Source organism: Achromobacter sp. ACM01, assembly GCF_014851745.1.
GTDB classification, from domain to species: domain Bacteria; phylum Pseudomonadota; class Gammaproteobacteria; order Burkholderiales; family Burkholderiaceae_B; genus Achromobacter; species Achromobacter aegrifaciens.
This window is the reverse complement of the sequence record NZ_JACVAF010000001.1, coordinates 1,085,511-1,102,088: the sequence shown is the minus strand read 5'-3', so window position 1 is coordinate 1,102,088 and position 16,578 is coordinate 1,085,511. Positions and strand designations below refer to the sequence as shown.

Genomic DNA, 16,578 nt, shown 5'->3' with positions numbered 1-16,578 from the left:
CCCTTCACGCCCCGACCGCGAACGCATTGACGATCAACGCGCGCAGCCATTGGTTGCCGCTGTCGCGGTCCACCCGGCGCTGCCAGTACATGTTGGTCTGCAGCGCCGGCACTCTTATCGGCGGCGTCATGTAGCGCAGGCCGAATGGCGGCGCGGCGCTGGCGGCAAGTTTTTCGGGCACGGTGGCCAGCAGGTCGGTCGCGCTGACGATGTAGGGCACGGCCGAAAAATGCGGCACGCTGAAATGCTCGGCCAGATCGACGCCGGCGCGTTCCATGGACTGGTTGACCTGCCCATAGGGCGCCGCGCGCGACACGATGAGGTGGCGCTCGGCCCGGAAGGCCTTGAGGCTCATGCCGGCGTGCGCCGTCGGATGCGCCTGCCGGAACAGGGTCGCATAGCCCTGGCGGAACAGCATGCGCTGTAGCGTACCCGCCCCCATTTCATCGAATGCGCCGATCGCCAGATCCACCCGCCCCGCCTCCATTTCCCGAGGCAGATCCGGTCCCTGCACCCGCACCGAATCGATGCGCACCTGCGGCGCCACCTGCACGCAGACTTCCATCAGGCGCGGCATGAAGTGGATCTCGCCCACGTCCGTCATCGCCACCCGGAAGCGGCGGGTGCTGGTGGCGGCATCGAAGACGTCCTGGTCTTTCAGGGCCTGCGACAACATGGTCAACGCCTCGCTGACTGGGCCCGCCAGGCGCTGCGCGCGCGGCGTGGGCAGCATGCCCTGCGCCGTGCGCACGAACAGATCGTCGCCGAATGCTTCGCGCAGGCGGCGCAGCGCGTTGCTGACCGCGGGTTGCGACAGGTCCATGCGCCGCGCCACGGCCGACAGATTGCGGTCCTCCAGCAGATGCTGGAACAACAGCAGCAGATTCAGATCGACATCGCGCAGCTCGGCCATACGCCCCCTACTATTCACAAAATTTATAGTCTCTATTTTTGCATTCCCATAGCCGTAGCGGGGATTTTTTCCGACAATGCCATATGGGCTCCGGAAACCTTCCGCACGAGCCACCCGCACCAGGCCGCGCGGCCAAGCACCGCGCCGCCGCTCAGGAGGAATCCATGGAACTGCAATACCAGACCGGCTTCGGCAACAGTTGCGCTACCGAAGCCCTGCCCGGCGCGCTGCCGCTGGGCCGCAATTCGCCGCAGCAATGCCCCTACGGCCTGTACGCCGAGCAGTTGTCCGGCACCGCCTTCACCGCGCCGCGCAGCGAAAACCGCCGCTCCTGGCTCTACCGCATCCGTCCCGGCGCGCAGCACAAGCCGTTCGAGGCCTTTGACGGCGCCGCCGGCTGGCAAAGCACCTTCGGCCAAGGTCCCGTCACGCCCAATCAGTTGCGCTGGAGCCCGTTGCCCATCCCCGCCGCCCCCACCGACTTCCTGGAAGGCGTGAAGACCTGGGGCGGCAACGGCGGCCCCGACGAACTCAGCGGCGTAGGCATCCACCTGTATGCGGCCAACCGTTCGATGCAAGGGCGCTACTTCTACAACGCCGACGGCGAACTGCTGCTGGTGCCGCAGGAAGGCCGCCTGCGCCTGGCCACGGAGCTGGGCCTGATCGACCTGGAACCGCTGGAAATCGCCGTCATCCCGCGCGGTGTGCGCTTCCGCGTTGAACTGCTGGACGGCAACGCGCGCGGCTACATGCTGGAAAACTTCGGCGCGGCCATGCGCCTGCCGGAGCTGGGCCCCATCGGCTCGAACTGCCTGGCCAATGCCCGCGACTTCAAGACCCCGGTGGCCTGGTACGAAGACCTCGAAGGCGACTTCGAACTCATCGCCAAGTTCACGGGCGGCTTCTGGCGCGCTTCCATCGACCATTCGCCGTTGAACGTGGTGGCCTGGCACGGCACGCACGCGCCGTACAAGTACGACCTGCGCAACTTCAACACCGTCGGCTCCATCAGCTACGACCATCCGGATCCCTCGATCTTCACGGTGCTGACCGCGCCGTCGGACACCCCGGGAACGGCCAACATGGATTTTGCGATCTTCCCGCCGCGCATCCTGGCCATGGAGAACACCTTCCGTCCGCCCTGGTTCCACCGCAACATCGCCAGCGAATTCATGGGTCTGATCCAAGGCGTCTACGACGCCAAGGCCGACGGTTTCGCGCCGGGCGGCGCCAGCCTGCACAACTGCATGAGCGGCCACGGCCCCGACGCCGAGACTTTCGAAAAGGCCTCGCACGCCGATACCAGCAAGGCCCACTACATCCGCGACACGATGGCCTTCATGTTCGAGACGCGGCGCGTCATCCGCCCCACGGAGCAGGCGCTGGCCTCGGTAGAATTGCAAGGCGACTACTACCGGTGCTGGCAGGGCATCGCCAAGCATTTCGACCCCAGCAAGGCGTGACGCGCAGGCCTTCTGCCATCCACGCCCGCGGCGATGAGCGCAAGCTCATCGCCGTTTGGCATTTGTAATTTCCGGCGCCTGACGCCCGGCCACCGCATAACCACACTGAAAGAGACACGCAGCCATGACCACCATCAACGAAACCCACGACCCGTCCCTGAAGAGCTGGATCGCCAGCGCCAACACCGGCGAGTCGGATTTCCCGGTGCAGAACCTGCCCTATGCCACCTTCCGCCGCAAGGGTTCGACGGAGTCGTTCCGCCCCGGCGTGGCCATCGGCGACCAGATCCTGGACCTGGCCGCGCTGGCCGCCAAACAGCCCTTCGAGGGCCTGGCAGCAGAAGCCCTGGCCGCGTGCGCCACGGACAGCCTGAACGCCCTGATGGCCCTGGGCCAGGCCCACTGGAGCGCCCTGCGCCTGGCGCTGTCGCGCGCATTGCGCGAAGGCGCTGCCCTGCGCGGCACGGTCGAGCCCCTGCTCGTCGCGCAAGCCGACGCCGAATACACCACGCCCGCCCGCATCGGCGACTACACCGACTTCTACATCTCGGTGCACCACGCCACCGCCGTGGGCAAGCAATTCCGCCCCGACAATCCCCTGTTGCCGAACTACAAGTGGGTGCCCATCGGCTACCACGGCCGCGCCTCCAGCATCGGCGTGGACCAGAAGTTCCCCCGCCCCGTCGGCCAGACCCGTCCCGCCAATGAAGGCGAAGCGCCGCAGTTCGGCCCCTGCGCCCGCCTGGATTACGAACTGGAACTGGGCATCTTCGTCGGCACCGGCAACGCCCAGGGCGACCGCATCCCCCTGGCCGACGCCGAATCGCACGTATTCGGCCTGTGCATCCTGAACGACTGGTCGGCACGCGACATCCAGGCCTGGGAATACCAGCCCCTGGGCCCCTTCCTGGCCAAGAACTTCGCCTCCACGATCTCGCCCTGGGTCGTCACCATGGAAGCGCTGGAACCGTTCCGCACGCAGTGGATGCGCGGCCCGTCCGAACCGCAGCCCCTGCCCTACCTGGCATCCGATGCGAACCGCGCCAAGGGCGCCTTCGACGTGCAGATGGAAGTCCTGTTGACCACCGAAAAGTCGCGCGCCGACAAGCAGCCGCCGGCCTTCCTGTCGCGCAGCAACTTCCGCGATGCCTACTGGAACGTGGCGCAGCTGATCACCCACCACACCGTCAACGGCTGCAACCTGCAACCCGGCGACATGCTGGGCACCGGCACCCTGTCCGGCCCGCAACCTTCGGAAGCCGGCTCGCTGCTGGAACTGTGCAACGGCGGCAAGAATCCCATCGACCTGCCTTGGGGCGAAAAGCGCACCTTCCTGCAGGATGGCGACCAGGTCATCATCCGCGCCGAATGCGTGAAGGCAGGCTATCCGCGCATAGGCTTCGGCGCCTGCTCCGGCACCGTGCTGCCCGCCCGCGCCTGATCCGCGCCTAGTCCGCGCCGGCGCCCGCCCTGGCGGGCGCCGTCAACGCCTCGATCTCATCGTCCTTGGCCTGCCACTGCTGGCCCAGCCAGTGGTGAAAGGTCGTACGGAACGTCTTGTCGCCGGAATAGTTGCCTTCGCAAAACTCCGGCGGCACCGGCAACTGCCGCATGCGCACCAGCACCTGCCCCGCACGACCGCAGGCCAGATCCCAGAAGCTGGGCGCACCATCCGGATAGACGATCGTCACGTCTATCATCGAACGAAACCGCTTGCCCATCGCATTCAACGCCACCGCCAGTCCGCCCGCCTTGGGCTTGAGCAGATGCCGATACGGCGATCCTTGCGCATCGCGCTTGGCAGGACTGAAACGCGTCCCTTCAGCAAATACCATCACGCTGGTCGGCACCAGCGAGAACTTCGCGCAGGCCCGCCGCGCAGTCTCCTGGTCCTGCCGCCCCAAATCCGGATTGCGGCGCAACGCCGCCTTGCCGTGGCGCTTCATGAACGGAAAATCCAGCGCCCACCACGCCAGCCCGATCACCGGCACATAGATCAGCTGCTGCTTCAGGAAGAACTTCAGCAACGGAATACGCCGGTTCAGCGACTGCTGCAACACGAAGATATCCACCCAGGACTGGTGATTGCAGTTCACCAGATACCAGTCCGCATAGCGCAGGCCGTCATTGCCCTGCACATCCCAGGGCACATCCTGGATCCGCGCCAGCCATCCGGCGTTGCAGGACACCCAGGCCGTGGCAATGCCGTTGAGCACGGGATCGACACCCCGCCTGACCGCCGCGAATGGCAGCAGCAGCTTCAACAAGGCCAGCGGGAACAGCAGCAGGCACCAGAACACCGTGTTGAGCGCCAGCCAGACGGTGCTGATAACGCCCGTCATCCAGGCGAAACGTCCGCGCGGCAATGGCAGCACGCGACGGCGCGCAGGCGCGCGAGCACTGGATTTGTTTGATTGGGCAGGCGCAGCGCGGCCAGCCCCGGAAGACGATTCAGGAAAAGTCATGCGCCAGTTTCCTACCTTCAGCAAAAACTCGACTTGCGCAGAATCAAGCCACGATCAGCGCGCAGCGCACAGCGCACAGGGCCACCACCCACGGCAACACAGCGCAAGACACCGCGTATGCTCGATCAGGCCGCCCGGGCGGCCTGATCGAGCGGGCACCGCAAAATCTTCCACCGCCCCGCCGCCCGCGGCAAGCACGCCAAGCAAACCACCCACCCCCGCGACGGTAAAGTTTCAAAAACCGAAGCTTGGGGCGTTGGGGGCCTGGGGCGCGCGGGGCGTCGATAAGCCCGAGGGAATCTGAAGGAAAGGCCGAAGGCCTTGACGAAGATGACGACGGGGAAGTCCGGAGCGAAGGCTCCGGACCGCAATCGTTGCCCCGCGCGCCCCAGGCCCCCAACGCCCCAAGCGTCTTAAGAACCAACAACACCACAAAAGAACTCAAGGCAACCGATACCGCTCTTCCCGATAAGCCCAACTAGCCCACAAAGCATGCGCCAAAGCCTCTTCCGAGAGCCGAGGATCCAAAGGTTCCACCGGCGCATAAACCTCATCCCGCCCCACAGGCGCAGCCTCATACCTGAACTGCCGCGGCGCCTTCGAAGGCTCCAACACCAGCAGCTGATCCCCCCGCAGATACCCGAAATTATCCGCGTACTGCATCATCGCCCGATCAGGATCTCGCTGCGTCAGGTCCACGCCCAGCATCGGATTCACGTTGTCCAGGCCCATCAAGGACAGCATGGTAGGCGCCATATCGATCTGGCTGACCAACCGTTCATCCTGCCGAGGCGCAATCCCCGCCCCCAGAATCAGCGCAGGAATCTGGAAATGCCGCACCGGCACCGGAATGGAACCGTAAACACGCGAATCGTGATCTGCAATCACCAGGAACACCGTGTTGTCCCAGTACGGCGCCTTGCGCGCCTTGTCGAAGAACTGCCCCAGCGCCCAGTCCGCATAGCGCACAGTGTTATCCACCGTCGCCGGATCGCCCACCGGCTTGATGCGCCCTTCCGGATACTCCCACGGCGAATGGTTCGTCACCGAGAATGCCAGCGTGAACACCGGCTTGTCGCCATCCGCGCGCAGCAGCCGGTCCACCTGATTGAACATGTCCTCGTCCGACGCTCCCCACGACCCCTCGAACACCGGATTCACGAACTTGGGACGATCCACGATTTCGTCGAAACCGTTGCCCAGGAAAAAGGCCCGCATATTGTCGAAGTGCGACTCGCCCCCGTACACGAAACGCGAATGGTAGCCATGCTTGCCCAACACCTGCGCCAGCGTGAAGAAACCCGTCTGCGAACGCGGCAGCTTCACCACCGCGTCGGCCACGCTGGGCAGGAACCCCGCCGTCACCGCCTCGATGCCCCGCACCGAACGCGTGCCCGTCGCATAGGCACGGTGGAACATCCAGCCTTCCTTGCCCAGCCGGTCGATATTGGGCGTCAGGTCACGCCCGCCCAGGCTGCCCACATACTGCGCGCCCAGGCTTTCCTGCAGGATGATGACCAGATTCAGCGGCTTGTCCCGGCGCACCGTCGCCTTCTGCTCATGCAGGCTGGGATAGCGCGCATCCAGCGGCGCCCCCGTCAGTCCCGCCTTCTCACGCACAATGGCATTCATTTCGTCCACAGCCATCCTGGGATACATCGCGGCCGAGGAACGCTCATCGCGCATGCGGTAGGCGGCATCGAACACGCTATACAGCGAATTCAGCGCCAGCGCGTTGACCATGGCGTCCGAACTGTAGGCAACCTTGGCCGGATTGATCGGACGATGCTCCAGCGTGCCGCGCGCGCCCAGGAACACCAGCGCCAGGATCACGAATGAAGCCACCGGCCGTTTCCACCACGACATGAAGGGATCGCGCGTGCGGGTCGGAAACAGGCGGACCGACAGCCAGGCCGCCAGCACCAGCACCACAAAGGCCGCCAGCAGCACGCCCTTGTAGCCCTGCCACAGCATCGAACCGACTTCCTTCGGATTGAGCAGATAGATGAAATAAAGCCGGTTTGGCCGCGTATCGTATTCCGCGATGAACTGCGGCGTGGAAACCTCCAGCAGCACGAACAGCATCCACCAGGCGCGGAACCACCAGGCGGTGATGCGGGCGGCCAGCGGCCGATGCCCGAACCAGGGCGAAAACACCGCCGGCAGCGCGATCACCATGGACATCAGGCAGACGTCGATGCGCAGGCCGCCCAGCAGCAGCGGCCCCAGCCCCCCTGCCGCCTCCACCCGGTCCCACATCCAGAAGGCCAGCCCCAGCCGCGACAGCGTCAGCAGCGCCAGGACCGCAATGATGAACCGCAGAGTCAGACGGCGCATGCGAGCACCTCCCCCTGGCGCCGCAACGCCTGCTCAGATGAAAGAATGCCGCTGTATATGCCGAGCAGAGCCATGCCGCCTCGTGGTTCGAAATTGGAAAACGCGCAAAGGTTAACGCGGTTTGGGACGATCCCGCGGCCGCTCTTACTGGGCGCGCCGCAGCCGCTCGCGGCTGTTGCTCAGATGCGTGCGCATGGCTGCGCGCGCGGCCTCCGCGTCCTGGCGCTGGATCGCACTGTAGATGTCTTCGTGCTCGAGGTTCACTCGCGCCAGGTAGGCGGCGCGGTCCTCGTGTGCGAACTTCGCCGAATTGATCCGCGTGCGTGGAATGATGGCCGAACCCAGATGCGACATCAGATCCGCGAAATAGCGGTTGTCCGTGGCTTGCGCGACCAGCAGATGGAACTGGAAGTCCGGCGTGACGGTGTCCCCGTCGTTTTCCAGCGCGCTCTTGAAGGCCTCCAGCGCGCGCCGCATCTCATGCAACTGCTCCGGGCTGCGCCTGGCCGCAGCCAGGCCGGCAGCCTCGCTTTCCAGGCAGATGCGCAGCTCCAACAGCACCAGCACATCGCGCACCGTGGCGATGTCGGCAGGATCCACGCGGAAATCCCCGCCGCCGCTGGGCTCCAGCGCATATGTCCCCACGCCGTGATGCGTCTCTACCAGGCCCGAAGCCTGCAGTCGCGACAGGGCTTCGCGCACCACCGTACGGCTGACGCCGAACTGGCGCATGATCTCGGATTCCGTCGGCAATTTTTCGCCGGGCCGGATGTCCCCGCCACGGATACGTTCCGTGATGCTCTCGACCAGCCCCTGAGCCAGGTTCCGGGGACGACGCCGCGGCGTGACGGGAGTATCGGCGGGAACATTCATTGGCTAGGATCCGAAAACAGTTGAGCGCGGCCGGGGACCGAGCGTCGCCGCTCATTGTACTTTGGGCTGGTAGCGAGTCCGCGCTCCAGAATGGCGCCGGCGACGCGCAGCATGCCGCCGTTTCGCCCGGAGCAACCGTCCCGGGAGTCCCACGGCTAATGGTTCAAGCCCGAGACGGCTGGACGCGCAACGATGAGGGGATAGAAAAACAGGGCCGCCAGGAACCACATCAAGGTAGCGGACCAGAGCGTCTGACTGAGAAAATGGGCGCCCTGCAAGATACGCACCGTGGAAAAACCCACTCCTCCCGCGATACCCGCTGCCAGCCCCCACCAGCGCCATGCCGGACGCCCCAGCGCCCAGCCCAGGAAATACAGGGTCAACATCGAATAGCCCGCGCCCGCATGACCGCTGGGCAAAGCGCCGCCCCCTCCTGCCCGCACCCACGTCCACCAGTAAGACGGATAAGGGGTGTAGCCGCCCAGGGAGTCCAGATCATAGGGACGGGGCAGCGTCGTGTAGTGCTTCAGTTGGTTCACCAGCACCTGCCCGGTCAGGCAAGTTGCCGCCAGCACCAGCGCCGGTCCGCGCCACGGCCGCCAGGCCGGAATGCGATAGCTTGCCGCCGCCACGCCCACCGCGGCCAGTCCTATCCCGATAGGCAGGGCCAACACCATGCGATGCCCGATCAGATCCAGCCAACGGTTCAGACGCAGCGGAAAATCGTCCAGCGCCGGATCGAACAGCGCTCGGGCGATGCGCATATCCAATCCTGAGACATTGGCCCACCAAGCCAGGCAGGCCAGCGCAAGCGTGATCGCAAAAACATGGATCGACAGATACGATGCCGGCGTCGGCTTGCGCAACGCGGGCGGCGATAAAGGCGGCATGGTGGCGACAGGATGTCCGTCAGGCAAACGGGCAGCTTAGGCCGCCGACAGTCAAACTTTCGTCAAATTTGACCTTGCGCCCCGCCGGCCGCCGCCATCGCATGCCCCTCAGCGGCCTCAAAACGCAGCGTGAAGCAGGTGCCGCGCTGCTCGCCCTGGCGCGAAGAATCGACCGTCAGCGACCAGCCCTGCATATCGCAGACGCGCTTGGCGATCGCCAGTCCCAGACCGCGCGCCGTCTCGTCGGGGCCGCCCGCGCCCGAATCCCGCATGCGGCCGCTGTAATAGCGGCGGAACAGGAAGGGCAGATCGTCGGCGGCAATGCCTTTGCCATCGTCGCGCAGCTCCAGCGCGCCGTCGGCCGCCATGCTGGCGGTCAGCGTCGCGGGCGCGGCGTGTTCCACCGCGTTGCGGATCAGGTTGCGCAACACGGTCAACAAGGCATAGCGATCCAGCATGCGAACCTGACCGGCGGCGATCCGGTTTTCGAAACCGAGCCCGGTCAACCCCGCCTGGGTTTCGTACCCGCGCCAGGCGTTGTCCATGCATTCGCCGAGATCGACGGACTCCGCCGGGCGCAGTTCGTCCCGCGCCATGGAGCGTGCGCTCTCCAGCGACACGATCACATCGTCCACGTTGTCCACCACGCGAGTCAGCCGCTGGCGTTGGTCCGGAGTCAATACCTGGGTCAGCAGCATCAACTCGCTGTCCGAGCGGATCGCGGCCAAGGGCGTGCGCACCTCGTGGCTGAGATTGCCCGCGAACTCGCGCTCGCGCGCAATCGACCTGTCCACCTGGTTCTGCACCCGGTTGAAGGCCTCTATCAGCCGGCCCGCCTCGTCGTCGCGCGTCACTGCCATATCGGGCGACCCCGGCGCCCAGGTGGCCAGCCGGTCGGTCAGGTCCAGCAACGGACCGACCGCGATGGCCGCCACGCGCCGTGACAACGCATAGGCGCCCACCACGCAAATGGCGCCCACGCCCAGCACGATCAGGCCGAAGTCATGCACCCGCCCTTCGTTCTCGGTGGCGTCGTACAGCAGGTACACCTTGGCCCGTCCTGTTTCGGCCACCATCACGTGCCAGGTGTAGGCGCCCGGCTCCACCAAATGCAGGCCGCTATCCAGAGACTCGATTTCCGGCGGCATGTCGGCGGGCCGATTGCCGTCCAAGCTGACCCAGGCGCGCATCGAACCGCCCAGTTCGCGCACACCTTCGCGCGGCAGGAAACCGTCGCTGACCCGGGCGTGCTGCACCAGCCGGTCCATTTCGGTGTTGAGGATGTCGTTGACCAGATCGTCTTCCATCTGATCGAAGGTCAGGTAGGCCAGCAGGGCCAGCGCCGTCACGAACAACGCCACGGTTCCGGTCAACGCCCAGACCACGCGCTGGGTCAGCGTACCCCCCGCAGACGCCGACGAAATGCCGCTCATCTTGTCGCCCCGGCTTCCAGCGTGAGGCGCCAGCCGGTGCCGTGAATGGTTTCGATACCGTCGAAACCGGCATCGGCCAGCGCACGCCGCAACAAGTGGACCTGGCTGCGCAAAGCATCGGACGAAGGCGGCTCGTTGCCCCACAGCGTGGACTCCAGCTCCTCGCGCGACACCACCCTGCCGGGATCGCGCAGCAGCGCCTCGATGATGAGGCTGGCCTTGCGTGTGAGGTGCACGGGGCTGCCGTTGACCGACACCGCACGGTTGCGGGTATCGTAGGACAGGGGGCCAAAGGCCCGCACCGAGTCCACTGTCGCGCCCTTTGCGCGCTGGATAAGCGCCACCAGGCGCGCTTCCACTTCCAGCAGCGCGAAAGGCTTGGTCAGGTAGTCGTCCGCGCCATGCGAGAACCCGGCCAGCTTGTCTTCCAGGCTGTCGCGCGCCGTCAGCATCAGCACCGGAACATCCGCGCGCATGTCGTTTCGCAGCGTGTGCAGCACTGCGTTTCCGTCCATGCCCGGCAGGCCGATATCCAGGATCAGGGCGTCGAAGCGCTGCTCCTTCAGCCGCTCCAGCGCGGCCGGCCCCGAGTAGGCGGCATCGGGCAGAAAGCCGCGCGCTTCCAGGAAGGTGTACAGATTGCCCGAGATGACCGGATCATCCTCGACGATCAATACCCTGTAATTCGCGCCCGCCGCGGGACTGGTTGCCATGGTTGCGATTCCCTTTCGTGCGCGCCACCTCAGGCCCGCAGTACCTTGCCCGGATTCATCAGCCCTTGCGGGTCCAACGCTCGCTTTATTCTGCGCATCAGATCCAGTTCGATGGCGCTCTTGTAGCGCGGCAGTTCGTCGATCTTGAGCTGCCCGACGCCATGTTCCGCGCTGATCGAACCATGGTGCGCGTGCACGCTGTCGTGCACCACGCCGTAGATGTCGCCTTGCAGCGCCAGCAGCTCGGCCTCGGTCTGCCCCGGCGCATGGGCCACGTTGTAGTGCAGATTGCCGTCGCCCAGGTGCCCGAAGATCACATGGCGCACGCCAGGAAATCGCGCCTGCAGCAAGGCGTTGGTCTTGTGCACGAAGCCGGCGATGGCCGAGATCGGGATCGACACGTCATGCTTGACCGACTTGCCCAGCTCCGCTTCGGCCAGCGGAATACTTTCACGCAAGTGCCACAGCGCCTTGCTTTGCGCCACATTCGCGGCAATGGCTGCATCGTTCACGAGCCCGCTTTCGATGGCCTCGCCTAATACGGTCTCGAAGCGTTCGCGCGCGTGCGCCTCGCTTTCGCTGTCGGACAGCTCAAGCAGGGCGAACCATGGCGATGCGGCGGAATCTCCCTCGAAGGGCAGGCGCTGCTGCGGGAATAGTCGAACGACCGACTGCAGGCAGGCACCGCTCATCAGTTCAAAGCCGGTCAGCGCCGCGCCAAAGCCCGCCCGGGCGCGCGACAGCAGCTCGACGGCCTGATCGATGCCGTCCAGGGTCAGCAATGCCGTGCATGAAGCCACGGGCCTGGGAAACAGTTTCAGCGTGGCTGCGGTGATGATGCCCAGCGTGCCTTCGCTGCCGATGTACAGGTCGCGCAAATCGTAGCCGGTGTTGTCCTTGCGCAGGCCGCGCAGGCCGTGCCAGATCTCGCCTTCGGCGGTCACGACCTCCAGGCCAAGAGTCAGTTCACGCGTGTTGCCGTAGCGCAGCACCTGGGTGCCGCCGGCATTGGTCGCCAGATTGCCGCCTATGGTGCAGCTGCCTTCGGCGGCCAGGCTCAGCGGAAACAGCCGGCCCGCCGCGGCTGCGGCCTCCTGTACGGCCTGCAGCACGCAGCCCGCTTCCACGGTGATCGTGTCGTTGTCGGTATCCAGTGCGCGCACCGCTGTCAGGCGGGTAGTGGACAGGATCACCGCGCTGCCGGACAGGTCAGGCGTGGCGCCTCCGCACAGGCCCGTGTTGCCGCCTTGCGGCACCACCGGCACCCCATGGGTAGCGCACAGTTTCACGGCCGCCGCCACTTCCCCGGTCGAGCCGGGACGGATAACCGCCAGCGCGGCGCCTCGATAACGGCGGCGCCAATCCAGCACATACGTGTCGGCGTCCGTGCCCGTCAGCACGTGGGATGCGCCCAGAAGGGACTGTAGATCGCTCAGCAAGGTCATAGCGCGGCACAAGTAGCGCCTGGGGCGAGCCCAGGCTGGGAGTGTGCGGTCTATTGTAGGGGGTGAGCGCCCGGGTGACAGCACGGCGGGCATGCCGCACCCGCCGGCAGAGCCTTTCAGCCGACGGCCTGATCCAGCCGCGTACCCGTCAGGCCCGAACAATAGGCCCGCGAGGCGATGCGGTTCATCAGGAAGGCCCGGTCCACGCCCGCGGGGCCGGGCATTTCCGACAGCGCGCGGTAGGCGCGGCGCAGGACCTCGCCCCGGGTCGCGCCGCACACCAGCAGCCGCGTGCACGGCAGGCGGCGGTCCACGCAACCATCGATGCGCAGTTCCAGCGCATGGGCGGCGACCGGTTCGCAGTCATGCACGGCCGTGCCCGCATGTGCCTGCGCCTGGGCGTCGATCACGCGGAACACGCCGCTGCGATCGTCCAGCGCGAAAGCGACAGTGCCCATGCCCTGCCAGCCGCGATCTCGCGCCACGTCGGCGGCGACGGCGCGCAACGCGCTTTCCACGGAGGCCGGCAGATGAGGCGCCGGACACTCGGCGATCAGCACGCGGGCGTCGCGCCATACGCAGCGTTCCCAGGCCCGGCCCGTGGCCAGGCCGCCCGCCTCGGAAACGAACACGTGAATGTCGAGCCGGCGCTCGCGGCCTGCGGCCGGCCCGGCGTGATCCGTGGGCGGGCCCCGCCGGTTTGAGGCGCCCCTGGATGACATGACAGTAGAAACTTTGGCGCCCATGGCCCCTCCCGGTCTTTCTGCTTGCATAGCAAGCGTATCACCTTCGGAGGACGAGCAAGTTTTGTGCCATGCCCAGCCCACTGGGCAAACCCCGTAGCGCGGCCTGCCGCCGCACCGGAAACACGCGTGGGAGCCCGTGGGCGCACCAGATCAGGGCGGACGTCCCGCCACGGTGCAAGAAGGGAAAAAGCCCTACGCCGTCTGCCGGATGAAGGGGGAGCGCCAATGGGGGATAATTCCGGTTTAATCCCTAGCCAGGCGCGTTTTGATATGCGGGTTTACCAGAATCGCTTCAGAACCCGAGCTGGAACCCAACATCCAAGGAACCGTCGTGGGCAACAACACGCAATTTCCGGGCTCGGTCTTCAAGGCCTATGACATCCGTGGCACCGTGCCCGACCTGATCGACGCCCGCTTCGCCCGCGCCTTGGGCGTGGCGCTGGCAGCCCGCGCGCGCGAACAAGGCGTGCAGACCCTGGTCGTCGGCCGCGACGGCCGCCTGAGCAGCGAGATGCTGTCGGTGGCGGTGCAGGAAGGCATGCTGGAAGGCGGAGTGGACACGCTGGACATCGGCATGGTGCCCACGCCGCTGGTCTATTTCGCCGCCAACGTCATGCAAACGGGATCGGGCGTCGCCATCACCGGCAGCCACAACCCGCCCAAGTACAACGGCTTCAAGATGATGATGGGTGGCCGCGCGCTCTACGGCGAGGACGTTCAGGCGCTGGCTGCCCGCATGAACGGCCCTGCCAGCGCCCCGGCGGCCCGGCCCGGCGTGCGCCGCCAGCTGGACTTGGTGGCGTCCTACATCGCGCGCGTCGCGTCCGGCATCAAGCTGGCGCGGCCCATGAAAATCGCCATCGACTGCGGCAACGGCGTGGCCGGCGCGGTCGCCCCGGCGCTGTTCCGCGCCCTGGGCTGCGAGGTCACCGAGCTGTTCTGCGAAGTGGACGGCACTTTCCCCAACCACCACCCCGATCCCGCCGAACCCAAGAACCTGCAGGACCTGATCAAGTGCGTGGCCGAGACCGACTGCGAACTGGGCCTGGCTTTTGACGGCGACGGCGACCGCCTGGGCGTGGTGACGAAATCGGGCCAGATTGTCTGGCCGGACCGCCAACTGGTGCTGTTCGCCCGCGACGTGCTGGACCGCAATCCGGGCGCCACCATCATCTATGACGTGAAGTGCAGCCGCCACGTGGGCCTGTCGGTCGAAGCCGCCGGCGGCGTGCCGCTGATGTGGAAGACCGGCCATTCGCTGGTGAAGGCGAAGCTGGCCGAGACCGGCGCCCCGCTGGCCGGCGAGATGAGCGGCCACATCTTCTTCAAGGAGCGCTGGTACGGCTTCGATGACGGGCTCTATACCGGCGCTCGCCTGCTCGAGATCGTGTCGCGCGACGCCGATCCCTGCGCCGTGCTGGAAGCCCTGCCGCAAGACGTTTCCACCCCCGAACTGAAGCTGGAAATGGAGGAAGGCCAGCCCTTCACCCTGGTCCAGGCCTTGCAGGAGCAAGGGCAATTCCCCGGCGCGAATCGCGTGATCACGATTGATGGCGTGCGTGCGGAATATCCTGATGGCTTCGGCCTGGCGCGCCCCTCGAACACTACGCCGGTGGTCGTGCTGCGTTTCGAAGCGCAAACGCCCGCCGCGCTGGAACGCATACAAGCCGACTTCCGCCGCGAACTGAGCAAACTCGCGCCGCAAGCCGATCTGCCTTTCTAGTTTTGCCTATGTCCTTATCGAACAGCCCAGCCTGGCAACAGTTCCTCGCGGCCACACACGCCGCGCCGCGCAGCGGCGAACAATTGCGTGTCCTCAATGCCCCCGGCCTACGCCTGGACCTGAGCGCGCAGGCGTATTCACCGGACCTGCAAAAGGCCGAGGCAGCCCTACTTGAACAACAGGGTTTCGACGCTGCCCGGTCCTGCCTGTTCGACGGCGGCAACGCAAACTGGACCGAACAACGCGCCGCCTGGCACACCGCGCTACGCGCCCCCCAGCCGCCCGCCAGGGTGGCCAAGTCCGTCCTCGGCGAACGCGAGCGCATGCGTGAATTCGTGCGCCAGGCCGACGCGGCCGGGCGCTATGGCAGCGTGCTGCACCTGGGCATAGGCGGCAGCGACTGGGGGCCCCGGCTGGTCACGCGCGCCCTGCGCCACGGCGGCGCGCGGCGCGAAGTGCGTTTCGCCTCCAACGTGGATTCGCATTCGGTCGCGGACGCGATGAGCCGCCTGGATCCGCACGACACCTTGGTCATTGTCGCCTCCAAGTCGTTCACCACCACTGAGCCGCTGGCCAATGCCGAGGTCGCCATGAACTGGCTGCGCGATGCCGGCGTGGCGGATCCGATCAGACAGGTCGTGGCGGTCACCGCCAACGTCGAGGCGGCCTTGAACCTGGGCATCCTGCCCGATCACATTTTCCAGATCTGGGATTGGGTGGGCGGACGCTATTCGCTATGGTCGGCGATCAGCCTGCCGGTCGCACTGGCGCTGGGCACAGACTCCTTTGACCAACTACTGGCGGGCGCCGCCGCCATGGACGAGCATTTCCGCACCGCGCCCATCGAGGAAAATGCGCCCGTCCAGCTGGCGCTGGCCGGCGTCGTAAACCGCAGCGTGCTGGGCTACGATTCACTGGTGATTGCACCCTACGATTCGCGGCTCTATCACATCGTACCCTGGGCCCAGCAGTTGGAAATGGAATCGCTGGGCAAGGTCGCCACCGCCGACGGCAGCCCGGCCGGCGTGCCCACCGGCCCGGCCGTCTGGGGCATGTCGGGCACCGATTGCCAGCACACCTTCTTCCAGTGGCTGCACCAGGACACCCGGGGCGCTCCCGTCGACTTCATCCTGTGCGAAAAACCCGACCACGCCTACGCGCGCCACCACGAGCTGCTGATCGCCAACTGCCTGGCACAGCGTTCCGCGCTGCTACGCGGCAAGTCCTTCGAGGAAGCGCTGGCCGAAACCTCGGCGATTGAAAGCGATCCCGACCGCGCGCGGCTGCTGGCGCAGCACCGCGTCCATCCGGGCGGACGGCCCTCCTCGCTCATCGTGCTGCCCCACCTGGAGGCCTATACCCTGGGCGCGCTGCTGGCGCTGTACGAACACAAGGTGTTCACCCAGGGCGTGGTATGGGGCATCAATCCCTTCGACCAATGGGGCGTTGAATTCGGCAAGGCCTTGGCCAAGGGCATCATGCACGAGTTGAATTCGCAGCAAGCCAGCCAGCAGGATCCCTCCACCCGCTACTGGATCGACGCGATCACGCGCCGTCCTTAAGCGCGAACCGGCGCC

13 protein-coding genes are annotated in these 16,578 nt (G+C 66.1%); 4 read left to right on the top strand and 9 right to left on the bottom strand.

Annotation, left to right across the window (positions count from 1 at the left end):
- Positions 1-4: 4 nt before the first annotated feature.
- Positions 5-913: a LysR family transcriptional regulator gene (locus IB268_RS05030; RefSeq protein ID WP_054451957.1), complete on the bottom strand. Its 909-nt coding sequence runs from the start codon at positions 911-913 to the stop codon at positions 5-7.
- 164 nt (positions 914-1,077) lie between these two features.
- Here IB268_RS05030 and hmgA point away from each other — a divergent pair, with 164 nt between their 5' ends.
- Both hmgA and fahA read left to right on the top strand, forming a co-directional pair.
- A complete protein-coding gene (gene hmgA / locus IB268_RS05025; protein WP_054451958.1) occupies positions 1,078-2,376 on the top strand; it encodes a homogentisate 1,2-dioxygenase in 1,299 nt (432 codons plus the stop codon).
- 124 nt (positions 2,377-2,500) lie between these two features.
- Positions 2,501-3,817, top strand: coding sequence for a fumarylacetoacetase (gene fahA, locus IB268_RS05020; protein WP_125472697.1), 1,317 nt, complete (start codon positions 2,501-2,503; stop codon positions 3,815-3,817).
- Positions 3,818-3,824: 7 nt separating this feature from the next.
- Here fahA and IB268_RS05015 read toward each other — a convergent pair whose 3' ends face one another.
- The 8 genes from IB268_RS05015 to IB268_RS04980 form a co-directional block, all read right to left on the bottom strand.
- Entirely contained in the window at positions 3,825-4,742 is a 918-nt protein-coding gene (locus IB268_RS05015) for an acyltransferase (protein WP_225591330.1), read from the bottom strand.
- A 540-nt stretch (positions 4,743-5,282) separates the two neighbouring features.
- Positions 5,283-7,178, bottom strand: a complete 1,896-nt coding sequence (locus tag IB268_RS05010; protein ID WP_119450302.1) for an LTA synthase family protein — start codon at positions 7,176-7,178, stop codon at positions 5,283-5,285.
- Positions 7,179-7,322: 144 nt separating this feature from the next.
- Positions 7,323-8,051, bottom strand: a complete 729-nt coding sequence (locus IB268_RS05005; RefSeq protein ID WP_054451961.1) for a FadR/GntR family transcriptional regulator — start codon at positions 8,049-8,051, stop codon at positions 7,323-7,325.
- Between the two features lie 155 nt (positions 8,052-8,206).
- On the bottom strand, positions 8,207-8,941 hold the full coding sequence (locus tag IB268_RS05000; protein WP_119450303.1) for a phosphatase PAP2 family protein: 735 nt from the start codon (positions 8,939-8,941) through the stop codon (positions 8,207-8,209).
- A 62-nt stretch (positions 8,942-9,003) separates the two neighbouring features.
- The gene (locus IB268_RS04995) at positions 9,004-10,374 is read right to left on the bottom strand and encodes a HAMP domain-containing sensor histidine kinase (RefSeq protein WP_175161351.1); all 1,371 of its coding nucleotides are present in this window, start codon (positions 10,372-10,374) and stop codon (positions 9,004-9,006) included.
- On the bottom strand, positions 10,371-11,087 hold the full coding sequence (locus IB268_RS04990; RefSeq protein ID WP_119450305.1) for a response regulator transcription factor: 717 nt from the start codon (positions 11,085-11,087) through the stop codon (positions 10,371-10,373). The genes IB268_RS04995 and IB268_RS04990 overlap by 4 nt, the downstream gene beginning before the upstream one ends.
- Positions 11,088-11,116: 29 nt before the next feature.
- Positions 11,117-12,532, bottom strand: coding sequence for an FAD-binding oxidoreductase (locus IB268_RS04985; RefSeq protein WP_125470097.1), 1,416 nt, complete (start codon positions 12,530-12,532; stop codon positions 11,117-11,119).
- A 116-nt stretch (positions 12,533-12,648) separates the two neighbouring features.
- Positions 12,649-13,278 carry a BPTD_3102 family carboxylase-like protein gene (locus IB268_RS04980; RefSeq protein WP_119450307.1) on the bottom strand — a complete coding sequence of 210 codons (630 nt, stop codon included), beginning with the start codon at positions 13,276-13,278 and terminating at the stop codon, positions 12,649-12,651.
- A gap of 331 nt (positions 13,279-13,609) precedes the next feature.
- On the opposite strand from IB268_RS04980, the gene IB268_RS04975 reads away from it, so the two are divergent.
- Together IB268_RS04975 and pgi are read left to right on the top strand one after the other, a co-directional pair.
- A complete protein-coding gene (locus IB268_RS04975) occupies positions 13,610-15,001 on the top strand; it encodes a phosphomannomutase/phosphoglucomutase (protein WP_192353918.1) in 1,392 nt (463 codons plus the stop codon).
- A gap of 8 nt (positions 15,002-15,009) precedes the next feature.
- Positions 15,010-16,563: a glucose-6-phosphate isomerase gene (gene pgi / locus IB268_RS04970; protein WP_175180601.1), complete on the top strand. Its 1,554-nt coding sequence runs from the start codon at positions 15,010-15,012 to the stop codon at positions 16,561-16,563.
- Positions 16,564-16,578 lie beyond the last annotated feature (15 nt).

Excerpts from the sequence above, each read along its gene's own strand:
- IB268_RS05030 (WP_054451957.1), bottom strand. The coding sequence starts at position 913 with ATGGCCGAGCTGCGCGATGTCGATCTGAATCTGCTGCTGTTGTTCCAG.
- hmgA (WP_054451958.1), top strand. The coding sequence starts at position 1,078 with ATGGAACTGCAATACCAGACCGGCTTCGGCAACAGTTGCGCTACCGAA.
- fahA (WP_125472697.1), top strand. The coding sequence starts at position 2,501 with ATGACCACCATCAACGAAACCCACGACCCGTCCCTGAAGAGCTGGATC.
- IB268_RS05010 (WP_119450302.1), bottom strand. The coding sequence starts at position 7,178 with ATGCGCCGTCTGACTCTGCGGTTCATCATTGCGGTCCTGGCGCTGCTG.
- IB268_RS05005 (WP_054451961.1), bottom strand. The coding sequence starts at position 8,051 with ATGAATGTTCCCGCCGATACTCCCGTCACGCCGCGGCGTCGTCCCCGG.
- IB268_RS05000 (WP_119450303.1), bottom strand. The coding sequence starts at position 8,941 with ATGCCGCCTTTATCGCCGCCCGCGTTGCGCAAGCCGACGCCGGCATCG.
- IB268_RS04995 (WP_175161351.1), bottom strand. The coding sequence starts at position 10,374 with ATGAGCGGCATTTCGTCGGCGTCTGCGGGGGGTACGCTGACCCAGCGC.
- IB268_RS04990 (WP_119450305.1), bottom strand. The coding sequence starts at position 11,087 with ATGGCAACCAGTCCCGCGGCGGGCGCGAATTACAGGGTATTGATCGTC.
- IB268_RS04985 (WP_125470097.1), bottom strand. The coding sequence starts at position 12,532 with ATGACCTTGCTGAGCGATCTACAGTCCCTTCTGGGCGCATCCCACGTG.
- IB268_RS04980 (WP_119450307.1), bottom strand. The coding sequence starts at position 13,278 with ATGGGCGCCAAAGTTTCTACTGTCATGTCATCCAGGGGCGCCTCAAAC.
- pgi (WP_175180601.1), top strand. The coding sequence starts at position 15,010 with ATGTCCTTATCGAACAGCCCAGCCTGGCAACAGTTCCTCGCGGCCACA.